This window comes from Paraburkholderia sp. J8-2, assembly GCF_905220195.1.
GTDB lineage: Bacteria > Pseudomonadota > Gammaproteobacteria > Burkholderiales > Burkholderiaceae > Paraburkholderia.
Genome location: NZ_CAJMZA010000004.1, coordinates 177,785 through 197,946, shown reverse-complemented (window position 1 = coordinate 197,946; position 20,162 = coordinate 177,785). Strand labels below are relative to the sequence as shown.

Genomic DNA, 20,162 nt, shown 5'->3' with positions numbered 1-20,162 from the left:
ACGCTCTACTACGTCTGCGGTCGTGCTGTGACCGACCATCCCGAATCCGACGCCGGGCGCATCATTCTCGATGCGCTCGGCGTTGTGCTTTCCGCGCTTCCCAACGACGCACGCATCGCGATCGCGTATAGCGGCGGGCTCGACTCGTCGGTGCTGCTCGATGCCGCCGTGCGCGCGGCCGGCGCTGCGCGTCTGATTGCGCTGCATGTGCATCACGGACTGAGCCCGAACGCCGACGCATGGCTCGCCCATTGCGAGGCGAGCGCGCGCGGCCACGGCGTGGCGTTCGACGCACGGCGTGTGGAGCTGGCGCGCGACGACGCGGGCGGCGTCGAGGCGGCCGCCCGCGATGCCCGCTATCGCGCGCTCGACGCGATGTGCGCGGTGCATGGTGTCGAGGTGCTCTGGCTCGCGCAGCATGCGGACGATCAGGCGGAAACCGTGCTGCTGCAATTGCTGCGCGGCGCGGGACTCGCGGGGCTCGCGGCGATGGCGCCTGCGCGCGCGAGCGGCAATGGCGCGGTGCGCATGCGGCCACTGCTCGCTCTGTTGCGCACGCAACTGGAGCGCTATGCGCGCGCGCATGGCGTGCAGTGGATCGAGGACGAGTCGAACGACGACACGCGTTACGCACGCAACGCCTTGCGCCACGACGTGATGCCGGCGCTCTCGGCCCATTTCCCCGGCTATCGCGACGCGCTCGCGCGCACGGCGGCGCATGCGGCTGCTTCGCAGCGTCTGCTCGACGATCTGGCGCGGATCGATTTGCGCGACGTTGGACTCGATGATGCAAGTGCGCTTTCACACACCGCGCTGGTCGCGCTCGACGACCCGCGCGCGCTCAATGTGCTGCGCTACTGGATGCGCTCGCTTGGCCTGCCGGCGGCATCGGCGGCGCGGCTGGCCGACATGTTGCGGCAGTTGCGCGAGGTTGCGCGCGACGACCTGAACGCTCACGCATTGCGCGTCGATCACGCCGGACACCGCTTGCGCGCGTATCGCGGCATCGTCACGTGGCAAGCCGCAGCCGTACGCGAAGAACGCGCAGGCGAGGGCGCCACGCATTCGCGTGCGCCTGTGTCGTTGAAGTGGCGCGGCGAGGAAATCTGGCGTCTGCCATCGTGGCGCGGCACCTACGTTTTTGCGCCTGCCGCGCCCGACGACCCCGACGCCGTCCCAGAGCATGTGCTCGCGAGCGCTCCGCTCGTCGCGCGCGAGCGTAGCGGCGGCGAGCGTTTGCGCGACGAGGCTGCGAACGTGAGCCGCACGCTCAAGAATCTGTTCCAGACGCGTGGCGTGCCCGCATGGGAGCGCGACGTGCCGCTGCTCTTCACGGGAGAGACGCTGCTGTTCGTGCCCCGTATCGGCGTCAACCGGTCGGCGTTCGGTGCGGCGCCAGGCGAGCCGGGCGTGGCCTGGCGTCGCATCGAATGGCGCGAAGATTTACTGATCGCCTGAATTCACGCGCGCGGTCACCGCGCAGTTGGCGCACAGTTGCCGCACGGCCGTGGCTGAACCGATCGGCGCAAGCGTGATCGTTCCCCCGCAAATCCTTGCCCCGCAAGCCTTTTTCGCCCTCCGCAAGCCTGTTTCGTCTTGTAATTTTGACGTCAATCGGGTAGTGTAAGTCGTTTGTCCAGCCCGCTTTTTCGCGTTCACGGACGCCGTCAAAAGCGGCGTGTGCCATGAAGGCGCGATTTTTCCTTCGAGCGGTATCCGACGGTTGCAGGGACGTCGTAGCGGCATGCGGGCAGGGCGCAAGTGCAAGCCACAAGAAGGCACGAGAAGGTACAAGCGCGCATCACCAATCGACACGATGCGCCGGCCTTCGCGCCCCTGAGGGCAAAACCCGCGCGTGCTGCACGCGCTGAAGCCGCCGCCATGGCCATAAGCGTCCGGGCGGCCCGGTCCTTCGGTGCGCCAGCGCGGTAACATCTCCAGTTCAGAACGACAATGGCACTCATCGTACACAAATACGGCGGCACCTCGATGGGCTCGGTCGAGCGCATCAAGAACGTCGCCAAGCGCGTCGCCAAATGGCACAAGGCCGGCCACAAGATGGTCGTCGTGCCCTCGGCGATGTCCGGCGAAACCAATCGTCTGCTCGGTCTCGCGAAAGAAATTTCGCCGCAGCCCAGCCCGCGCGAGCTCGACATGATTGCGTCGACCGGTGAGCAGGTGAGCGTTGGTCTCCTCTCGATCGCGCTGCAGGATGCAGGCGTCGACGCCATCAGCTACACCGGCTGGCAAGTGCCGGTCAAAACCGACAGCTCGTTCACCAAGGCCCGCATCAACGACATCGACGGCGAGCGCGTGCTGGCCGACCTCGACGAAGGCAAGGTGGTCGTGATCACGGGCTTCCAGGGCATCGACCCGGAAGGCCATATCACCACGCTCGGCCGCGGCGGCTCGGACACTTCGGCGGTTGCAGTCGCAGCCGCGCTGAAGGCCGACGAATGCCTGATCTATACGGACGTGGACGGCGTGTACACGACCGACCCGCGTGTGGTCGACGACGCACGCCGTCTCGATCGCATTACGTTCGAAGAGATGCTGGAAATGGCCAGCCTCGGCTCGAAAGTGCTGCAGATCCGCTCGGTGGAATTCGCGGGCAAGTATCAGGTGAAGACGCGTGTGCTCTCCAGCCTGACCGACCCGATGATGAACCTCGACGAGGAAATGACCTCGGGCACCCTGATTACTTTTGAAGAAGACGAGACCATGGAAAAAGCAGTCATCTCGGGTATCGCGTTCCAGCGCGACGAGGCCCGCATTGCCGTGATGGGCGTGCCCGACAAGCCGGGCATCGCGTATCAGATCCTCGGCCCGGTGGCGGACGCGAATATCGACGTCGACATGATCATCCAGAACCAGAGCGTGGCCGGCAAGACCGACTTCACGTTCACGGTGCCGCGCGGCGACTATCAGCGCGCCATGGATGTCCTGAACAACCAGGTGAAGGGTCACGTGAACGCCGAGCAGGTGCTGGGCGATCCGAAGGTGTCGAAGGTCTCGGTGGTCGGCGTGGGCATGCGCTCGCACGTGGGCGTGGCGAGCAAGATGTTCCGCACGCTCTCGGAAGAGGGCATCAACATCCAGATGATCTCGACTTCGGAAATCAAGATCTCGGTGCTGATCGACGAGAAGTACATGGAGCTGGCGGTCCGCGCGTTGCACAAGGCATTCGACCTCGAGCACGCGTAAATCGCGCTGGGTTGGCGTTGTATTGGCGTTGGGTCTGGGTTGTATGACGCGGATGTGACGCAGTTTTCCGCTTGATTCTGATTTGAGATGCCGCGCGCGACGTTCGTTGTGCGCTTGCAGAAAAAACTTTGCAAAAAAGCGTCGTATGAATTGACCGGAAGGCGCTAACCCGCTATTATCTTGGCTTCGTTGCGCTGCCTCCCTGGCGCGAACGAAGTTTTCGGGAGACGTGGCCGAGAGGTCGAAGGCACTCCCCTGCTAAGGGAGCATCTGGGCCAAAACCTGGATCGAGGGTTCGAATCCCTCCGTCTCCGCCAGTAATGGCGGCGAAACCCCGCAAGTCTCGGCTTGCGGGGTTTTTGTTTTTTTGGCCCACGTTGTGCGTGAAGTCGGTGTTTGATCGGCCGCTTATTGCTTCTTGCCGCCGTCGAGGCGGCTCCGTTGTCGATTCCCGCTTTCCAGGATTCATTTAATCAGGACTGCGATGGATGTATGTCAGGGAAGCGATATGGGGTCCCACATCGAGTCGTGCGCAACGCGTGGTGGAAGAGCGGGGTGTGCGCAAAGTCGTTCGTCATGCGAATGAAACGGCGTTTTCACGTGCATGCCGCACTCATGACCCAAGGTCCTGCTGGCGCCCGCACGCTTTGGCGCCAGCGGTGATATCCTCCGCTGCGCCGTCGTTCGCCGCGTTGCCCATGCTCACGGCAACACTGGGTCGCGAAAAGCACGCGAGCGATGTGCGCATTCGCACTGCGCTGCGCGCCGCCAGCCTTCGCGTGGGTGTAACGAGACGTAACGACATCGAACGCAGGGCAGGTTTGTGCATCAGTTATTACAAGTTTGAAATACGCCGGCCAAGACCGTGCGTTATATTGGTTTCAACAAAACATCAAACCCGAAAGGTGAGTCCATGAAGTTCCCACGTGTTGTTGCAATGCTGCTCGGGGGCGTGGCTATCGGCGCATCGAGCGTTGCTATGGCTGGCGTGAGCGTTGGTGTCAACATCGGTATTCCGGCCCCGGTTTATGTCGCTCCGCAGCCGGTCTACGCACCGCCGCCCCCGCCGCCGGTCGTTTATCAACCGGCTCCTGTCTACGCGGCGCCGCCGGCCATCGTGATCGGCTGGCATGGCGACCGTTACTGGGACGGCCGCCGCTACTGGGGGCGCGACGACTGGTATCGTCACCACGGCGGCTACGACGGCCCGGGCCGTGGTCACTATGACCGCGACCACGGTGGTCCTCCGGGACACTGGCACTAAGCCGCGAGGCTGGTCGCTGGCGTAACGCGTGTGACACGGGTAACGCGTTGCGCCAAAAGAAAAGCCGCCCATCGGGCGGCTTTTGCTTGTCTGTCGTTGCACGCGCAACGAGGCGCGCATAACGGGTAGACGCGAAGGCAGGCTTACTCGAGTCCGGCCATTCCGCCAACCACGGCGTTGAAGCCCGAGTCGACGTGCATGATTTCGGCGGTCACGCCGGCTGCCAGGTCGGAGAGCAGGAACGCGGCAGAATTGCCGACTTGCTCGATGGTCACGTTACGTTGCAGCGGGGCGTTTTGCTCGACGAAGTCGAGAATCTTGCCAAAGCCCTTGATGCCGCTTGCCGCAAGCGTCTTGATCGGGCCAGCGGAAATGCCGTTCACGCGCACGCCTTGCCCGCCGAGCGCCACCGCGAGATAACGCACGCTCGCTTCGAGTGCGGCCTTCGCGACGCCCATGGTGTTGTAGTTCGGGATGGCGCGTTCGGCGCCGAGATAGGTCAGCGTCAGCAGCGAAGCATTCTGGGCGAGCATCGGCTTGGCGGCCTTGGCGAGCGCCGGGAAGCTGTACGCCGAAATATCGTGCGCAATACGGAAGTTCTCGCGGGTCATGCCGTCGAGAAAGTCACCCGCGATCGCTTCGCGCGGTGCGAAGCCGATCGAGTGGACGAGGCCGTCGAGCGTGTCCCAATGCTGCTTGAGGTCGGTGAAGAGCGCTTCGATTTGCGCGTCGTCGGCCACATCGCAGGGGAACACGAGGTCGCTTTCGAATTCGCGCGCGAACTCGGTAATGCGGTCCTTGAAGCGGTCGCCGACGTACGTGAACGCCAGTTCCGCGCCTTCGCGCTTGCATGCCTGCGCGATGCCGTATGCGATCGAACGGTTCGACAGCAGGCCGGTCAACAGAATGCGTTTGCCAGCGAGGAAGCCCATGAATTCTCCTAAATCAGGTCATTGCGCCCGGCGCCTGTAAGGGCGGCGCCGCGTGGTTTGGGTAGAATTCTCTCACAACTGACAAGGCAGCCCGGACAATTACCGATCTATGACGACAGGAACGCGAGGCAGGACGGCGCGCGGCGCGCTTGGGGCAACCGTTCCTGCGGCATGGTTCGCGCCTGGGAAAAGGCTGGCGGCCGCGTGTCTGGCGCTCGCATTCTGGCTGATGGCCATGCCGTCCGCGCACGCGGTCTACGCCATCGCACAGTATGGCGAGCCCAAATATCCGCAAGGATTCGCGCACTTCGACTATGTGAATCCCGATGCGCCCAAGGGCGGCACGCTCGTCCTCGCCAACCCCGACCGCCTCACGAGCTTCGACAAGTTCAACCCGTTCACGCTACGCGGCAATCCGGCGCCGGGCCTTGGCATGCTGTTCGAGAGCCTCACGACGGGAAGTCTCGACGAAGTGGCCTCCGCTTACGGTCTGCTCGCCGACGATATCCGCATCGCGCCCGACGCGCTTTCGGTGACGTTTCACATCAACCCGAAGGCGCGCTTTTCGAACGGCGACCCGGTGACAGCCGAAGACGTGAAGTTTTCGCTCGATACCCTGAAGAGCCGCCAGGCCGCGCCCTCCATGCAGGCGTATTTCAGCGAGATCACGCGCGCGGTCGTGGTCGATCCCGCGACGATCCGCTTCGAGTTCCGCAGCCGTAACCGCGAGCTGCCGCTCATTGCGGGCGGCATGCCCGTGTTCTCGCACAAGTGGGGTTTGCGCCCGGACGGCAGCCGCATCGCCTTCGATCAGCTGGCGTTCGAGCAGCCGATCGGCAGCGGCCCGTATGTGATCGACCGCTACTCGAACGGCCGCACGATCACCTACAAAATCGACGCCAACTACTGGGGCAGGGACCTGCCGGTGCGTGTGGGCACCAACAATTTCGAGCGCATTACCTACAAGCTCTATTCGGATGACGTGGCGCGCCTCGAAGCCTTCAAGGCGGGCGAGTACGACGCGCTCGTCGAATACGTCGCGCGCAACTGGGTGCGGCGCGATGTCGGCAAGCGCTTCGACAGCGGTGAGCTCATCAAGCGCGAATTCCCGCAGCACAATGGCACGGGCATGCAGGGCTTCGTCATGAATCTGCGCAAGCCCGTGTTCCAGGATGTGCGCGTGCGCCGCGCGCTCGACCTCGCGCTCGATTTCCAGTGGCTCAACCGCATGCTGTTCTATAGCCAGTACCGTCGCATCGACAGCTGGTTCGCGAACACGCAACTGCAGGCCAAGGGCCTGCCGTCGCCTGGCGAGCTTGCCTTGCTCGAGCCGTGGCGCAAGTCGCTCGACCCCGCCGTGTTCGGGCCGCCGCCCTTGCAGCCCGATACGACGCCGCCGGGCTCGCTGCGCGCGAATCTGCTCAAGGCGCGCGCGCTTCTGGCCGACGCCGGCTGGACCTACCGCGATGGCGCGCTGCGCAACGCGAAGGGCGAGCCGTTCACGTTCGAAGTGCTCGACGACACGAGCGCTTCGGCGCAGTGGGCGCCGATCATGGCGCAGTACACGCAGGCGCTCAAGCGGCTGGGGATCCAGGTGAACTATCGTTCGGTCGACTTTGCGCTCTACCAGAAGCGGCTCGACGCGTTCGACTTCGACATGACGACCATCAAGTTCCCCGACGTTCAGGTGCCCGGCGCGGAACAGGTCGACCGCTTCGGCAGCAAGGCCGCCGACGAGCCGGGCTCGGGCAACTTGCTGGGCCTGAAGTCGCCCGCCGTCGATGCGATTCTCAAGGCGCTTACGCAGGCGCAAACGCTCGAGCAACTGCTCGACGCCACGCATGCGCTCGACCGGGTGCTGATGCACGGCTACTATGTGGTGCCGCAGTGGTTCAGCGCGACGCACCGTGTGGCGTTCAAGAACACGCTGGCATATCCGGCGAAATTGCCGCTGTACTATGGCGCGAATGACTGGATCATCTCGACGTGGTGGCTGAAGTCACCACCCCGGCCGCAACCCGGGCAGCAAGCCGCTGGTCATTAACAACGGACACGACGGAAGCAACGAATCATGTGGAGCTACATCGTCAAACGCCTGCTGCTGATGATCCCGACGCTGTTCGGCGTGCTCACGCTGACCTTCGGCGTGATCCAGTTCGTGCCGGGCGGCCCCGTCGAGCAGGCAGTGCGAGAGTTGCGACGCGGGGCGGAGCAGGGCATGCCGTTCGGCATGCGCGCGCATTCGGGCGTGGACGCGCAGCAGATCGCGCAGCTCAAGCAGCTCTACGGCTTCGACAAGCCGCCGCTGCAGCGCTATTTCCTGATGCTCGGGCGCTTCGCGCGCTTCGATCTCGGGCAGAGCTATTTCCATCACCAGAGCGTCTGGTCGCTCATCATTTCGAAGCTGCCGGTTTCGATCAGCATTGGTCTCTGGACCTTCTTCCTCACCTATCTGATATCGGTGCCGTTGGGCATCGCGAAGGCGGTGCGCAACGGCTCGCGCTTCGATCTCGTGACGAGCCTCGTCGTGCTCGTCGGTTACGCGATTCCGGGCTTCGTGCTGGGCGTGCTGCTGCTTGTGCTGTTTGGCGGCGGCTCGTTCCTGCAGCTCTTTCCGCTGCGCAATCTCACCTCCGATAACTGGGACACGCTTTCGCTCGGCGGCAAGATTCTCGACTATCTCTGGCACATCGCGCTGCCGGTTACAGCCTCGGTGGTGGGCAGCTTTGCCGTCACGACCATGCTGACCAAGAACGCCTTTCTCGAAGAGATCCGCCGCCAATACGTGCTGACGGCGCGCGCCAAGGGCCTCTCGGAGCGCACCGTGCTCTGGAAGCACGTGTTTCGCAACGCGTTGCTGCCGCTCGTGGTGGGCTTCCCGTCCGCGTTCATCGGCGCGTTCTTCACGGGCAGCCTGCTGATCGAAACGCTTTTCTCGCTCGACGGGCTCGGGCTGCTTTCATACGAGTCCGTCGTGCGGCGCGACTATCCAGTCGTGCTCGGCACGCTGTATCTCTTCACGTTGATCGGACTCCTGACGAATCTGATCTCCGATCTTTGCTACGTGTGGGTCGATCCCCGCATTCAATTCGAACAACTGGAGCGCTGAGTTGAACCGAGTCCGTGCCGGCGCCGAGTCCGAGCTGCGCACCGAGTCCGTGCGCGCCTTCAAGTCGCCCACGCCCGCGCGGCGGGTGTGGCTGCGCTTCAAGCAGCAACGGCTCGGCTACTGGAGCCTCATCATCTTTGTCGTGGCCTTCGCGGCGAGCCTCGCGGCGCCGCTCTGGTGCAACGACAAGCCGCTCGTCGTGCGCTACGACGGTCACTTGTACTTTCCGCTCTTCAAGGCGTACCCGGAGACGACGTTCGGCGGCGACTTCCCGACGCCTGCCGACTACCTCGATCCGTATATCCGCCACCGGTTCGACGCGCCCGGCAACTTCGCGATCTATCCGCCTAATCCGTACTACTACGACACGCTCAACTACTTTTCGAAGGTGCCGAATCCCGCGCCACCGTCGCGGCAGAACTGGCTCGGCACCGACGCGAGCGGACGCGACCTGTTCGCGCGGTTGCTCTATGGCTTTCGCGTGTCCGTGGAGTTCGGGCTCGTGCTGACGGCGATCGGTACGGTTATCGGCATTCTGGCGGGGGCGGTGCAGGGATATTTCGGCGGCAAGGTCGATATCGTCGGGCAACGGCTGATCGAAATCTGGAACTCGATGCCGGAGCTCTACCTGCTCATCATCTTCGCGGCGATCTTCGAGCCGGGGTTCATCCTGCTCATTGTCCTGTTGTCGCTATTCGGCTGGATCGGGCTCGCGAGCTATGTGCGCGCCGAGTTCCTGCGCAACCGCAACCAGGACTACGTGCTCGCCGCGCGCGCAATGGGTCTTTCGAACTGGCAGATCATCTGGCGCCACGTGCTGCCCAACAGTCTCACGCCGGTCATTACGTTTCTGCCGTTCCGTATGAGCGGAGCGATTCTCGCGCTCACGAGCCTCGATTTCCTCGGCCTTGGCGTGCCTCCGCCCACACCGAGCCTCGGCGAATTGCTCGCGCAGGGCAAGGGCAATCTCGACGCATGGTGGATCTCGATGTCGACATTCGGCGTGCTCGTCATCACGCTGCTGTTGCTCACGTTCATGGGCGACGCGCTACGCAACGCGCTCGATACGCGCATTTCCGACGCCATGAAGGCCGGAGGCAACCAGTGAGCGCCCAGCCGGAAAACATCGCCGCGCCGCTGCTTTCGATCGAGCATTTGAGCGTGCGCTTTGACGAGACACTTGCCGTCGACGACATCACGCTCGCGATCGGGCGCGGCGAGCGCGTGGCGCTCGTCGGCGAATCCGGCTCGGGCAAGACTGTGACTGCGCTGGCGGTTCTGCGGCTCTTGCAGGACGCGCAGATCAGCGGAACGATCCGGCTCGACGGCGAGGATCTGCTCGCGAAAAGTGAGCGCGCGATGCGCGGCCTGCGCGGCAGCGACATCGCGATGATCTTCCAGGAGCCGATGACGGCGCTCAATCCGCTCTACACGATCGGCGAGCAGATCGCGGAAACCATCGTGCTGCACGACGGCGTGTCGAAGAAAGCGGCCTACGAGCAGGCGGTGGGGCTGCTCGAGCGCACGGGCATTGCCGAGGCGCGGCGGCGCGTGTCGAGCTATCCGCATCAGCTCTCGGGCGGCCAGCGACAGCGCGTGATGATCGCCATGGCGCTCGCGTGCCGTCCGCGCCTGTTGCTCGCTGACGAGCCGACCACCGCGCTCGACGTGACGATCCGCGGGCAGATCGTCGATCTGCTGCTCGAACTGCAGCGCGAGGAGGCAGCGCGGCGCGGTATGTCGGTGCTGCTCATCACGCACGACCTGAACCTCGTGCGCCGCTTCGCGCAGCGCGTGGCCGTGATGGAGAAGGGCAGGCTCGTGGAGTCGGGCAGCGTCGAGCAAATCTTCGAGGCGCCGCAGCACCCGTACACGCAGCGGCTCATCGCGAGCCGGCCGGAGCGCCACGTGCTCCCCGTGCTGCCGATCGCGCCGGTTCTGCTGCAGACGAAGGACGTGATCGTCGACTTTTCAACAAAGCTGCCGGGTTTTCGCGGCTGGTGGCAGAAGGGGCGCTATCGCGCCGTGAACGACGCGAACATCGCGGTGCGCCAGGGCGAGACGCTCGGCATCGTCGGCGAGTCCGGCTCGGGCAAGACGACGCTTGCGATGGCGATGTTGGGGTTGCAACGAACGGCGGGCGGTGTCGTCGAGTTCCAGGGGCGGCCGATCGCGAGCTATCAGGGGCGCGAGCGGCTTTCGTTGCGCTCGCATCTGCAGGTTGTCTTTCAGGATCCGTTCAGTTCGCTTTCTCCGCGCCAGACCATCGAGCGCATCGTGGGGGAGGGGCTCGCGCTGCATCGGCCCGATCTCTCCACCGAGGAGCGGCGCAAGCGCGTGGTCGGCGTGCTGCGCGAAGTGGGCCTCGATCGCACCGCTTTGCAACGATACCCGCACGAGTTTTCGGGCGGCCAGCGCCAGCGGATTGCCATTGCGCGCACGCTGGTACTGGAGCCGCGCGTCATTGTGCTCGACGAACCGACCAGTGCGCTCGACGTGTCGATCCAGCAACAGGTGTTGAGATTGTTGACGGATTTGCAACGCAAGTACAACCTGGGCTACGTGTTCATCAGCCACGACCTGGAGGTGATCGGCGCGATGGCGCACCGGATCGCAGTGATGCAGAACGGGGCAATCGTCGAGTCGGGAGAGGTCTCGAATATCTTCGATAGACCGGCGCATCCTTACACCCGAAAATTATTGAAAGCCGCATTCGATCGCTAGGCTTTGGCGGAACTTTAGGGTGAATTTCGGTGAAATTCACCAATGAGGTGAATGTCGCGATTGAATTTTTCTATTTGTTTTGACACACAAATACTTACTGGCTAGTATCGTCCAAACTTTTCTACTAACTCCCTGATTTACGGGCAATTTCTACCGACCAATGCAGCACCGATACCTGACCCAGGCTTGCACGCGCGTCGTCGCCGGGATGTTCATCGGCGTACTGATGGCCGCAGCTCCCGGCGCGTTCGCCGACGAAGTAAGCAGCTTTAACCAGAATGCCTCATTTTCGCCGAGCAGCTCGGCGAATCCGCAGTCCATCCCTGCAGTTCAGAACGCACTCCAGAATGCCAACCAGGCGACCCCGGCGGCGGCTCCGGCCCCGACCGAAGGCGGCGCCAAGGCGTTCCTCTCCGGCATGGCCGGCAAAGCCGGCGACGTCGTTGTCGGCGCACTCAATATGATTGGCGTGCGTTACCGCTGGGGCGGCAACTCGCCTGACTCCGGCCTCGATTGCAGCGGCTTCGTGCGCTACGTGTTCCAGGACACGCTCGGCATGTCGCTGCCGCGCCGCGCCGAAGAAATGAGCCGCGTGGGCGAGAAGGTCAGCATGAGCAACCTGAAGCCGGGCGACCTCGTGTTCTTCAACACGATGCGCCGCACGTTCTCGCACGTCGGTATCTACATCGGCGACAACAAGTTCGTGCATTCGCCGTCCACCGGCAGCACGATCCGTGTTGACGACCTCGACGACGGCTATTGGGAAAAGCGCTTCACGGGCGCACGCCGTGTCGAGACGTCGTTCACGCCGGACCAGCAGCAAAGCCTCAAGCGCGTGAGCGCACAGTTCGACCCCAACGGCGGCAACTGATCGGGGCTTTGTAGCGCACCCGGTAGCTAAAAAGCCTGCTTCTCGCGAAGCAGGCTTTTTGTGTTTGCACGCCCGCCCAAGGGGCGCTTGGGGTCTAGCGGTCAGGCCGTCAGGCGCGCCGCTGCAAGCTTGCGCTCGAGTTCCTGCATGATGCGCGCCGCCGCTTCCTCGCCCGCGAGAATCGCCGCGTTGCGCTGCGTGAAGTCGCTGCTCGACATCGCGTTGAGGTTCGGGCGGATCACGACGTCGGCGTACTTGTCGAGTTCGTAGGTCTTGATCGTCTGGCCCATGATCGTGAAGGTCTGCATCAGCACGTCGAACTGGCTGAGCGTCGAGGCCGTTTCCGGGCGCGACGAAATGTCCACGGCGATCACGAAATCGGCACCCATCTTGCGTGCGAACGAGGCCGGCACAGGGCTCACGAGGCCGCCGTCCACGTATTCGTGGCCCGCGATCTTCACCGGCTCGAAAATCGACGGGATGCTGCACGACGCACGCACGGCAATACCCGTGTTACCGCGCTGGAACAGGATGGGCTGCCCCGTGCGCAGGTCAGTCGCGACAACGCCGAGCGGCTTCGCCATTTTTTCGATGGGGCGCTCGCGCAGCGTGGTGTTCAGATAGTTCTGCAGCGCCACACCCTGCAGGAGGCCGCGCGTGCGGAAGGGCATCGCCCAGTCGCTGATCGAAGCTTCGTCCATCGACAGCGCGAGCTTGTTGAGCGCGAAACCGTTCATGCCCGAGGCGTACAGCGCCGCGACGACCGAGCCCGCGCTCGTGCCGACCACGAAGTCGACTTGCACATTGCGCGCCTCGAGCGCCTTGATCACGCCGATATGCGCGAAGCCGCGCGCGGCGCCGCCGCCGAGCGCGAGGCCCACGCGAATCGGGCGCGTCGGCTTGCCGACCGGCGGCGAGGGCGCAGTGGTGACGGGCGGCGGGACGCTGGCGGTCTGCGTGCCCGCGGTCGTGCAGGCGGCAAGGACGGTGGAGGCGGCCGCAAGCGAAAAGTGGCGGCGGCTCAACGAAGGCGATGACTGCTTCAAGAAGGTTCTCCATGCGGTCCGCGTTCGTGTTCGGTCAGGAACGCGATGCGGTACCCCGGTCTGCTCGCGCGGGCGGCTGAGTATCTGTGTTTGCGCGCGCGACGCCGCAGCGTGGTGGCGGCGCGCCGACATCATAAGGCAAAGCGCGGCCGGTTTAGCGAGCGTGCATGTAACGCGATGTGTCGGAAGATGACAAAGCGCCTGCCGGTTTGCGAGCGCGCGGGCGTCCGCGCGAGATTTGAGTAAGACTCGCATGAGACAAGCGCAGCACCGACAGGCGTGCGCCGGACCGCGCCCCCAGGCCGAAGCCGTGCCTGGCGGGTATAATCCCGTCTCTAATTTTCCGGATTCCCGTTCGCGCGCGAGCTTGTGCGCCCCGGCGCTGCCGCGCGGGCCGAATGCGCCGCGAACCCCGGCCGTCCGCCGCCGTGGCTGCTTCTATCGCCAGCGCCGCGCCGCGGATGGCATCGTCCTCGAGTAATCGCCCATGACTACCTCTGTCGTCCGTACCCGCTTCGCGCCGAGCCCGACTGGCTTCATCCACCTCGGCAACATCCGTTCCGCGCTGTACCCGTGGGCGTTTGCGCGCCACAACAAGGGCGTCTTCGTCTTGCGGATCGAAGACACCGACCTCGAGCGTTCGACATCGGAATCGGTCGACGCGATCCTCGAAGGCATGGAGTGGCTCGGCCTGAATTTCGACGAAGGCCCGTTCTACCAGATGCAGCGCATGGACCGGTACCGCGAAGTGCTCAAAGAGATGCAGGAGCAGGGTCTCGTGTACCCGTGCTACATGTCGACCGAAGAACTCGACGCACTGCGCGAGCGCCAGCGCGCCGCCGGCGAAAAGCCGCGCTACGACGGCACGTGGCGCCCGGAGCCGGGCAAGGTGCTGCCCACGCCGCCGGAGGGCGTGCAGCCGGTGCTGCGCTTCCGTAACCCGCTCACGGGCGTGGTGGCATGGGACGACGCCGTCAAGGGCCGCGTGGAGATCTCGAACGAGGAGCTCGACGACCTCGTGATCGCACGCCCGGACGGCACGCCGACCTACAACTTCTGCGTGGTCGTGGACGACCTCGACATGAAGATCACCCACGTGATTCGAGGCGACGACCACGTGAACAACACGCCGCGCCAGATCAACATCCTGCGCGCGCTCGGCGGCGAGCCACCGGTCTATGCGCACCTGCCCACCGTGCTCAACGAGCAGGGCGAGAAGATGAGCAAGCGCCACGGCGCGATGAGCGTAATGGGCTATCGCGACGCCGGCTATCTGCCCGAAGCGGTGCTCAACTATCTCGCGCGTCTGGGCTGGTCGCACGGCGACGCCGAAGTGTTCACGTGCGAGCAGTTCGTCGAGTGGTTCGACCTCGAGCATCTGGGCAAGTCGCCCGCGCAGTACGACCACAACAAGCTCAACTGGCTCAACAACCACTACCTGAAGGAAGTGGACAACGCGCGGCTCGCCGAGCTCTCCAGGCCGTTCTTCGCTGCGCTCGGCGTGGACGAGGCCGCGCTTGCCAAGGGCCCGTCGCTCGAAGGCGTGGTCTCGCTCTTCAAGGACCGCGCGAACACGATTAAGGAGATCGCCGAGAGCGCGATGATGTTCTACCGCGAACCGCAGCCGGAAGCCGAAGCGCTCGCGCAGCACATCACGGAAGCGGTGCGTCCTGCGCTCGCCGACCTCGCCGCCGCGCTCAAGGGCGCTGAGTGGACGAAGGAGGGCGTCTCGGCCGCGCTCAAGGCCACGCTCGCCGCGCACAAGCTGAAAATGCCGCAGCTCGCGATGCCCGCCCGTTTGCTCGTGGCCGGTACGACGCATACGCCGTCGGTCGATGCGGTGCTCGTGCTGTTCGGCCGCGATGCGGTGGTGAGCCGTATCGAGAAGGGCATTTCGGCTGCAAAGTAAATTTTTTGAAGAATTTTTCGCCCGGACCCTAGCGCCCGGGCGGCAGTTCTTGTAGTATTCGGGCTCCGTTGAATACGGAGCGCGAGATAGCCGCGAATTAGCAGCAAATCTCACGCAAAGAGCCGCAGAATCGGGCAACGATGTTTCAAAGAAACCTCGAAGCGCTTCAAAAAACGATTCAAAAGCTCTTGACGAAAGCGAAATTGATGTTTAAAATCTCGCTTCTGTTCTGCAAGGGGGTATAGCTCAGCTGGGAGAGCGCTTGCATGGCATGCAAGAGGTCAGCGGTTCGATCCCGCTTACCTCCACCAACAGAACGTGTAGTACGCAGTAGAGTGTGGTAACGGCATTATCTGAAAAGATCATGTCCCCTTCGTCTAGAGGCCTAGGACATCACCCTTTCACGGTGAGTACAGGGGTTCGAATCCCCTAGGGGACGCCAGACATGAGCGTCGTCAATGAGATTGGCGAGGCATCAGATGGAAATCAACTGATATCCATCTGACTGTGTCGAACTGGAGCGGTAGTTCAGTTGGTTAGAATACCGGCCTGTCACGCCGGGGGTCGCGGGTTCGAGTCCCGTCCGCTCCGCCAGATCCAGCCCGTTCAGAAACTGTGAGCGGGCTTTTTAGTTAAAGTGACGATTACAGGCGCAAGCCCGTGTTGTCCCCTTCGTCTAGAGGCCTAGGACATCACCCTTTCACGGTGAGTACAGGGGTTCGAATCCCCTAGGGGACGCCAAATCAAAATGCGGCGCCAAAGAAGTAACACTGCGAGCAGTGTGGCGACGCCGCCAGCGGGAATCGACCGACGCCCGCAGGTTGAGCAGCAAGCTGGAGCGGTAGTTCAGTCGGTTAGAATACCGGCCTGTCACGCCGGGGGTCGCGGGTTCGAGTCCCGTCCGCTCCGCCAGATTCAAAGCCGTTCGGTAGTAGCGAGCGGAATGCAGTTCAAAAGGCGTAAGCCTGTGTTGTCCCCTTCGTCTAGAGGCCTAGGACATCACCCTTTCACGGTGAGTACAGGGGTTCGAATCCCCTAGGGGACGCCAAATGAAAATGCGGCGCCAAAAAAGTAGTGTGGCGACGCCGCCAGCGGGAATCGACCGACGCCCGCCGGTGAGCAGCAAGCTGGAGCGGTAGTTCAGTCGGTTAGAATACCGGCCTGTCACGCCGGGGGTCGCGGGTTCGAGTCCCGTCCGCTCCGCCAGAATGAAGCCCGTTGGATACGTCCAACGGGCTTTTTCTTTTTCCGCAGACGTTTCTTCCTTCTCTCCTCATCCTTTCCCTACGCGCCATTTCATTTTTCCGTACGGACAATCTGCGATTGCCGACGGTCGCGCGTTATCGTAGCGTTGTCGAAATCTCGTTTCCCCGCTTGCCGACATGTTCGCACCCAACGACATTGCGTCGCCGTTTCAGCTGCGCCGCGCCACCATGGACGATTTCGAGTTCGCGGAGACGCTCACGCGCAACAACATGGGTGGCTACTATTTGCGGCATCACCTCGTCTGGCGCGGCGATCTCTTTCTGGCGAGCTATCGCGAGTCGGAGAATTTCATTCTCGAACTCGACGGCGAGGCGATCGGCGTGCTGCGCGTGACGCAGGAGGGCGACTCGCTGCACATTCGCGATGTGCAGATCGCCCAAGGCTATCGCGGCAACGGCGCCGGCACGTTCCTGCTCGACATCTCGCACCAATGGGCCCGCGAGCGGGGCTTGCGCGAACTGCAACTGCGCGTGTTCGTCGATAACCCGGCCGCGCGTCTTTATCTGCGCATGGGGTACCGCGTGGCGGGTCCGAGGCTTGCGCGGCTTGGCTCGATTCGCCACATGACACGGCTGGTCTGAACGCAGCCGGTACCTTGTTCAATGCGCACTATCGTCACGATGATCGTTGCGACTGGCGGTCACGGAATCTTCGGGTTCGTCCTCGTCGCGATCGCCCGAGCCGCGCGCGATGAAGGCGCGCGGGCTCTCGCCGAATGCGCGGCGAAACATCGCTGAAAACGCGCTCTGGCTCTGGTAGCCGAGTTCCTGCGCCACGACGGCCATCGGGCGTCCCTGATTGAGGAGCGGAATGGCGCGGGCGAGGATCGCCTGCTGGCGCCACTGTGAAAAGCTCACGCCGAGTTCCTGGCGAAAGAGCCGCGCAATCGTGCGGGTACTCGCGCCGACGTGTGCGGCCCAGTATTCGAGCGAGCCGGGCCCCGCCGGATCGGCGATCAGCGCCTCGCACAGCGCGCGCAGGCGTTTTTCCTCAGGCATCGGCACGGCGAGCGGCAGCGGCGCCGAGCGCGTGATCTCGTCAAGCGCCAGCGCGCCGAGCAGGCGCTCGCGCGCCGTAGGAATGCCACGCTCGTCGAGCGCGGCGATCGTCTCGCGCAACAGACCTGAGACCTCGACCACGCGGCACGCGTCGAGGCCGGGCGGAATCACCGATTCGTCTACGTAGAGCGTGCGCAGGAACGCGTCCTCGACGATCGCCACTTCGTGCGTGATGTGAGGCGGCACCCAGATGGCGCGCGAGGGCGGCACCATCCACGTCGTGCCGGGCGTCGCCATGCGCAGCACGCCGCGCGACGAGTAGGCGAGCTGGGCCCACGCGTGCGTGTGTTGCGCGATGCATACCCCGGCCGGCATGGGCCGCGAGCGCACACGGATAGGATGCGTGGGCGTAGGCGCGAACTCGGGCGGGATATCGATGAGTTCGGCGCGCGGCGGCGCAAGGTGGCTTGCGGTGCTGGCCGCGGTTTTAACCGTAGCGTTGGGCGAATCCTCGGGCATGACGGGCACGGTGCGGCGGGTTGGGCGACGGGGTCGCCAAGTCTGGCGCACCCATTGTAGACGTCTCGCGCGCGGCGGCCTGGGCCGCATGCATTAATGGCCGGGCATAATGTGGACGGATCGATAGCGTGCTCGTGTGGCGCGAGCCACCCTGAAGGAGAAAAAAAGCCATGAAATATGTGTTCGTCTACGGCACGCTGCGCGCGGGCGAGATCAACGACATCAACCTCGCGGCGGATCGCAACGCGATTGCGCGCCCGCGTCATCTCGGTCTCACCACGCTTGCCGGTCGGCTCTTCGATTTCGGCAGCTATCCGGGGATGGTGGCCGAAGCGCCGGATGCGCAATCGACGGTCGTCGGCGACGTCTACGAAATCGACGACGCGCTCCTCGCCGTACTCGACGAAATCGAGCAGGTTTATCCGGGCGTCGATGGTCTCTTCGTGTCGAAGGAAGTGGATATCGAGGTGCAGGGCGAACGCATTGCTTGCCTCTACTATCCGGTTGCGTCTGCCGCCATTGCAGGACGCCCCGAGATTGCGGGCGGCGACTGGGTCACGCATCGGCGCGCGCGCTGACCCGAAGACGCGCGGCGCTCCCGTGAGCGCGGCGCATGAAAACACGAAGGCCCGACGGATTCTCATCCGTCGGGCCTTTTGCATCGGCTATTCGTTAGCAATACCGATGAATCAGATCTCTTCGTACAGCGGCAGCGTCAGGAACTCGACGAAGTTTTCCGACGTCGACATCTGCTCGAAGATCTGCGCGGCGCGCTCGTACGGCTTGGTGTCGCCGCCCACCGACGCCTTCACCTTGTCCAGCTCCTGCGGGATCAGATCACGCACGAACTCGGCCGTGACCTTGCGGCCGTCCTCGAGCTTGCCCTTGGGCGAGCGGATCCACTGCCACACCTGCGAGCGCGAGATTTCGGCGGTCGCCGCGTCTTCCATCAGGTTGTGGATCGGCACGCAGCCATTGCCTGCGAGCCACGAACCGAGGTAGTGGATGCCCACGTTGATGTTGTTGCGCAGGCCGGCTTCGGTGATCGGCGCTTCCGGACGGAAGTCGAGCAGATCCTTGCCCGCAACGTTCACGTCCGGGCGCTGCTTGCCGATCTGGTTCGGCTTGTCGCCGAGCACCTTCACGAACTCTTCCATCGCGATGGGCACGAGGCCCGGGTGCGCGACCCAACCGCCGTCGTAGCCGTCCGTTGCGTCGCGCGCCTTGTCCGAGCGCACGCCGCCCATGGCCTTGTCGTTGGCGGCCGCGTCGTTCTTGATCGGGATCAGCGCGCTCATGCCGCCGATAGCCGGTGCGTTGCGCTTGTGGCAGGTCTTGAGCAATTCGAGCGCGTAAGCGCGCATGAACGGCACCGTCATCGTGATCTGCGAGCGGTCGGCGAGGCAGAAGTCCTTGTCGTTCTTGAACTTCTTGATTGCCGAGAAGATGTAGTCCCAACGGCCCGCGTTGAGGCCCGAGCTGTGCTCACGCAGTTCATAGAGGATTTCGTCCATCTCGAACGCGGCGAGGATCGTCTCCACCAGTACCGTCGCGCGGATCGTGCCGCGCGGGATGCCCACGCCTTCCTGCGCCGCGACGAAGATGTCGTTCCACAGGCGCGCTTCGAGATGGCTTTCCATCTTCGGCAGATAGAAGTAGGGGCCGCTGCCGCGCGAAATCAGTTCCTTCGCGTTGTGGAAGAGGTAGAGCGCGAAGTCGAAGACGCCGCCCGACACACGCTGACCGTCCACCGTCACGTGCTTCTCGTCGAGGTGCCAGCCGCGCGGTCGCACGATCAGCGTGGCGGTCTTGTCGTTGAGCTGGTAGGTCTTGCCGTTCTGTTCCAGCGAGATCGTGCGGCGCACGGCGTCCTTCAAGTTGAGCTGGCCGACGATCTGGTTTTCCCAGTTCGGCGAGTTCGAGTCCTCGAAGTCGGTCATGTACGCGTCCGCGCCCGAGTTCAGCGCGTTGATGATCATCTTGCGCTCGACCGGGCCCGTGATTTCCACGCGGCGGCATTCGAGATCCTTCGGCAGCGCCGCGATCTTCCAGTCGCCTTCGCGGATCGATTTCGTTTCGGCAAGAAAGTCGGGGCGCTCGCCGGCGTCGAGGCGCTTCGTGCGCTCGACGCGTGCCTTCAGCAGTTCCTGGCGGCGCGGCTCGAACGCGCGATGCAGCTTCGCAACGAGTTCGAGCGCTTCGGGCGTGAGGATCGTTTCGAAGCCGGGCTGGATTTCAGCCGTGATCTGCATGCCTTGCGGCAGTTGCAACGTGTTCGCCATTTGCTTGCTCCTTGGTCGGTCAGACTGTGAATGTGTGG

General features: G+C 63.8%; 15 protein-coding genes and 8 tRNA genes. 19 read left to right on the top strand and 4 right to left on the bottom strand.

Translation table 11 applies throughout. The features are described 5' to 3' along the window. Positions 1-27 precede the first annotated feature (27 nt). From tilS to U5A52_RS12175, 4 genes are all read left to right on the top strand, one after another. Positions 28-1,458, top strand: a complete 1,431-nt coding sequence (gene tilS, locus U5A52_RS12190; protein WP_321934882.1) for a tRNA lysidine(34) synthetase TilS — start codon at positions 28-30, stop codon at positions 1,456-1,458. 495 nt (positions 1,459-1,953) lie between these two features. Next, positions 1,954-3,204, top strand: coding sequence for an aspartate kinase (locus U5A52_RS12185; protein ID WP_321908870.1), 1,251 nt, complete (start codon positions 1,954-1,956; stop codon positions 3,202-3,204). Positions 3,205-3,427: 223 nt separating this feature from the next. After that, positions 3,428-3,521: transfer RNA gene (locus tag U5A52_RS12180), tRNA-Ser, on the top strand. A 596-nt stretch (positions 3,522-4,117) separates the two neighbouring features. After that, positions 4,118-4,468: a hypothetical protein gene (locus tag U5A52_RS12175; protein WP_321908868.1), complete on the top strand. Its 351-nt coding sequence runs from the start codon at positions 4,118-4,120 to the stop codon at positions 4,466-4,468. A gap of 143 nt (positions 4,469-4,611) precedes the next feature. Here the strand turns inward: U5A52_RS12175 and fabI are convergent, their stop codons facing one another. Further along, positions 4,612-5,400, bottom strand: a complete 789-nt coding sequence (gene fabI / locus U5A52_RS12170; RefSeq protein ID WP_321908866.1) for an enoyl-ACP reductase FabI — start codon at positions 5,398-5,400, stop codon at positions 4,612-4,614. Between the two features lie 109 nt (positions 5,401-5,509). Here fabI and U5A52_RS12165 point away from each other — a divergent pair, with 109 nt between their 5' ends. From U5A52_RS12165 to U5A52_RS12145, 5 genes are all read left to right on the top strand, one after another. Then, positions 5,510-7,444: an extracellular solute-binding protein gene (locus U5A52_RS12165; protein WP_415765151.1), complete on the top strand. Its 1,935-nt coding sequence runs from the start codon at positions 5,510-5,512 to the stop codon at positions 7,442-7,444. A gap of 27 nt (positions 7,445-7,471) precedes the next feature. Further along, the gene (locus tag U5A52_RS12160; protein ID WP_321908863.1) at positions 7,472-8,509 is read left to right on the top strand and encodes a microcin C ABC transporter permease YejB; all 1,038 of its coding nucleotides are present in this window, start codon (positions 7,472-7,474) and stop codon (positions 8,507-8,509) included. Position 8,510: 1 nt separating this feature from the next. Further along, the gene (locus U5A52_RS12155; RefSeq protein ID WP_158757636.1) at positions 8,511-9,617 is read left to right on the top strand and encodes an ABC transporter permease; all 1,107 of its coding nucleotides are present in this window, start codon (positions 8,511-8,513) and stop codon (positions 9,615-9,617) included. After that, the gene (locus tag U5A52_RS12150) at positions 9,614-11,233 is read left to right on the top strand and encodes a dipeptide ABC transporter ATP-binding protein (RefSeq protein ID WP_321934881.1); all 1,620 of its coding nucleotides are present in this window, start codon (positions 9,614-9,616) and stop codon (positions 11,231-11,233) included. Before U5A52_RS12155 ends, U5A52_RS12150 begins: the two co-directional genes overlap by 4 nt. A 160-nt stretch (positions 11,234-11,393) precedes the next feature. Then, positions 11,394-12,104 carry a C40 family peptidase gene (locus U5A52_RS12145; protein ID WP_321908858.1) on the top strand — a complete coding sequence of 237 codons (711 nt, stop codon included), beginning with the start codon at positions 11,394-11,396 and terminating at the stop codon, positions 12,102-12,104. Positions 12,105-12,205: 101 nt separating this feature from the next. Here the strand turns inward: U5A52_RS12145 and U5A52_RS12140 are convergent, their stop codons facing one another. Further along, entirely contained in the window at positions 12,206-13,150 is a 945-nt protein-coding gene (locus U5A52_RS12140) for a patatin-like phospholipase family protein (protein ID WP_321934880.1), read from the bottom strand. A 487-nt stretch (positions 13,151-13,637) separates the two neighbouring features. On the opposite strand from U5A52_RS12140, the gene gltX reads away from it, so the two are divergent. The 9 genes from gltX (at position 13,638) to U5A52_RS12095 (ending at position 16,906) form a co-directional block, all read left to right on the top strand. Then, on the top strand, positions 13,638-15,059 hold the full coding sequence (gene gltX, locus U5A52_RS12135; protein WP_321934879.1) for a glutamate--tRNA ligase: 1,422 nt from the start codon (positions 13,638-13,640) through the stop codon (positions 15,057-15,059). A 235-nt stretch (positions 15,060-15,294) separates the two neighbouring features. After that, positions 15,295-15,370: transfer RNA gene (locus tag U5A52_RS12130), tRNA-Ala, on the top strand. A gap of 55 nt (positions 15,371-15,425) precedes the next feature. Next, a tRNA-Glu gene (locus U5A52_RS12125) sits at positions 15,426-15,501 on the top strand. Positions 15,502-15,576: 75 nt separating this feature from the next. After that, a tRNA-Asp gene (locus U5A52_RS12120) sits at positions 15,577-15,653 on the top strand. 71 nt (positions 15,654-15,724) lie between these two features. Further along, positions 15,725-15,800 (top strand) — tRNA-Glu (locus tag U5A52_RS12115). Positions 15,801-15,894: 94 nt separating this feature from the next. Next, positions 15,895-15,971 (top strand) — tRNA-Asp (locus tag U5A52_RS12110). Positions 15,972-16,031: 60 nt separating this feature from the next. After that, a tRNA-Glu gene (locus tag U5A52_RS12105) sits at positions 16,032-16,107 on the top strand. 81 nt (positions 16,108-16,188) lie between these two features. Further along, positions 16,189-16,265 (top strand) — tRNA-Asp (locus U5A52_RS12100). 176 nt (positions 16,266-16,441) lie between these two features. Further along, positions 16,442-16,906 carry a GNAT family N-acetyltransferase gene (locus U5A52_RS12095; protein ID WP_133181337.1) on the top strand — a complete coding sequence of 155 codons (465 nt, stop codon included), beginning with the start codon at positions 16,442-16,444 and terminating at the stop codon, positions 16,904-16,906. Between the two features lie 18 nt (positions 16,907-16,924). On the opposite strand, the gene U5A52_RS12090 is transcribed toward U5A52_RS12095, so the two are convergent. Next, positions 16,925-17,842 carry a helix-turn-helix transcriptional regulator gene (locus U5A52_RS12090; RefSeq protein WP_321934878.1) on the bottom strand — a complete coding sequence of 306 codons (918 nt, stop codon included), beginning with the start codon at positions 17,840-17,842 and terminating at the stop codon, positions 16,925-16,927. A 170-nt stretch (positions 17,843-18,012) separates the two neighbouring features. Between U5A52_RS12090 and U5A52_RS12085 the strand changes: the two genes are divergently transcribed. Continuing rightward, entirely contained in the window at positions 18,013-18,420 is a 408-nt protein-coding gene (locus tag U5A52_RS12085) for a gamma-glutamylcyclotransferase family protein (RefSeq protein WP_321934877.1), read from the top strand. 111 nt (positions 18,421-18,531) lie between these two features. Here the strand turns inward: U5A52_RS12085 and aceB are convergent, their stop codons facing one another. Next, positions 18,532-20,124 carry a malate synthase A gene (gene aceB, locus U5A52_RS12080; protein ID WP_321934876.1) on the bottom strand — a complete coding sequence of 531 codons (1,593 nt, stop codon included), beginning with the start codon at positions 20,122-20,124 and terminating at the stop codon, positions 18,532-18,534. Between the last annotated feature and the right edge of the window lie 38 nt (positions 20,125-20,162).

Bases quoted from the DNA above. Each gene is read 5' to 3' on its own strand.
- U5A52_RS12185 (WP_321908870.1), top strand. From the start codon at position 1,954: ATGGCACTCATCGTACACAAATACGGCGGCACCTCGATGGGCTCGGTC.
- U5A52_RS12175 (WP_321908868.1), top strand. From the start codon at position 4,118: ATGAAGTTCCCACGTGTTGTTGCAATGCTGCTCGGGGGCGTGGCTATC.
- fabI (WP_321908866.1), bottom strand. From the start codon at position 5,400: ATGGGCTTCCTCGCTGGCAAACGCATTCTGTTGACCGGCCTGCTGTCG.
- U5A52_RS12165 (WP_415765151.1), top strand. From the start codon at position 5,510: ATGACGACAGGAACGCGAGGCAGGACGGCGCGCGGCGCGCTTGGGGCA.
- U5A52_RS12160 (WP_321908863.1), top strand. From the start codon at position 7,472: ATGTGGAGCTACATCGTCAAACGCCTGCTGCTGATGATCCCGACGCTG.
- U5A52_RS12145 (WP_321908858.1), top strand. From the start codon at position 11,394: ATGCAGCACCGATACCTGACCCAGGCTTGCACGCGCGTCGTCGCCGGG.
- gltX (WP_321934879.1), top strand. From the start codon at position 13,638: ATGACTACCTCTGTCGTCCGTACCCGCTTCGCGCCGAGCCCGACTGGC.
- U5A52_RS12095 (WP_133181337.1), top strand. From the start codon at position 16,442: ATGTTCGCACCCAACGACATTGCGTCGCCGTTTCAGCTGCGCCGCGCC.
- U5A52_RS12090 (WP_321934878.1), bottom strand. From the start codon at position 17,842: ATGCCCGAGGATTCGCCCAACGCTACGGTTAAAACCGCGGCCAGCACC.
- U5A52_RS12085 (WP_321934877.1), top strand. From the start codon at position 18,013: ATGAAATATGTGTTCGTCTACGGCACGCTGCGCGCGGGCGAGATCAAC.
- aceB (WP_321934876.1), bottom strand. From the start codon at position 20,124: ATGGCGAACACGTTGCAACTGCCGCAAGGCATGCAGATCACGGCTGAA.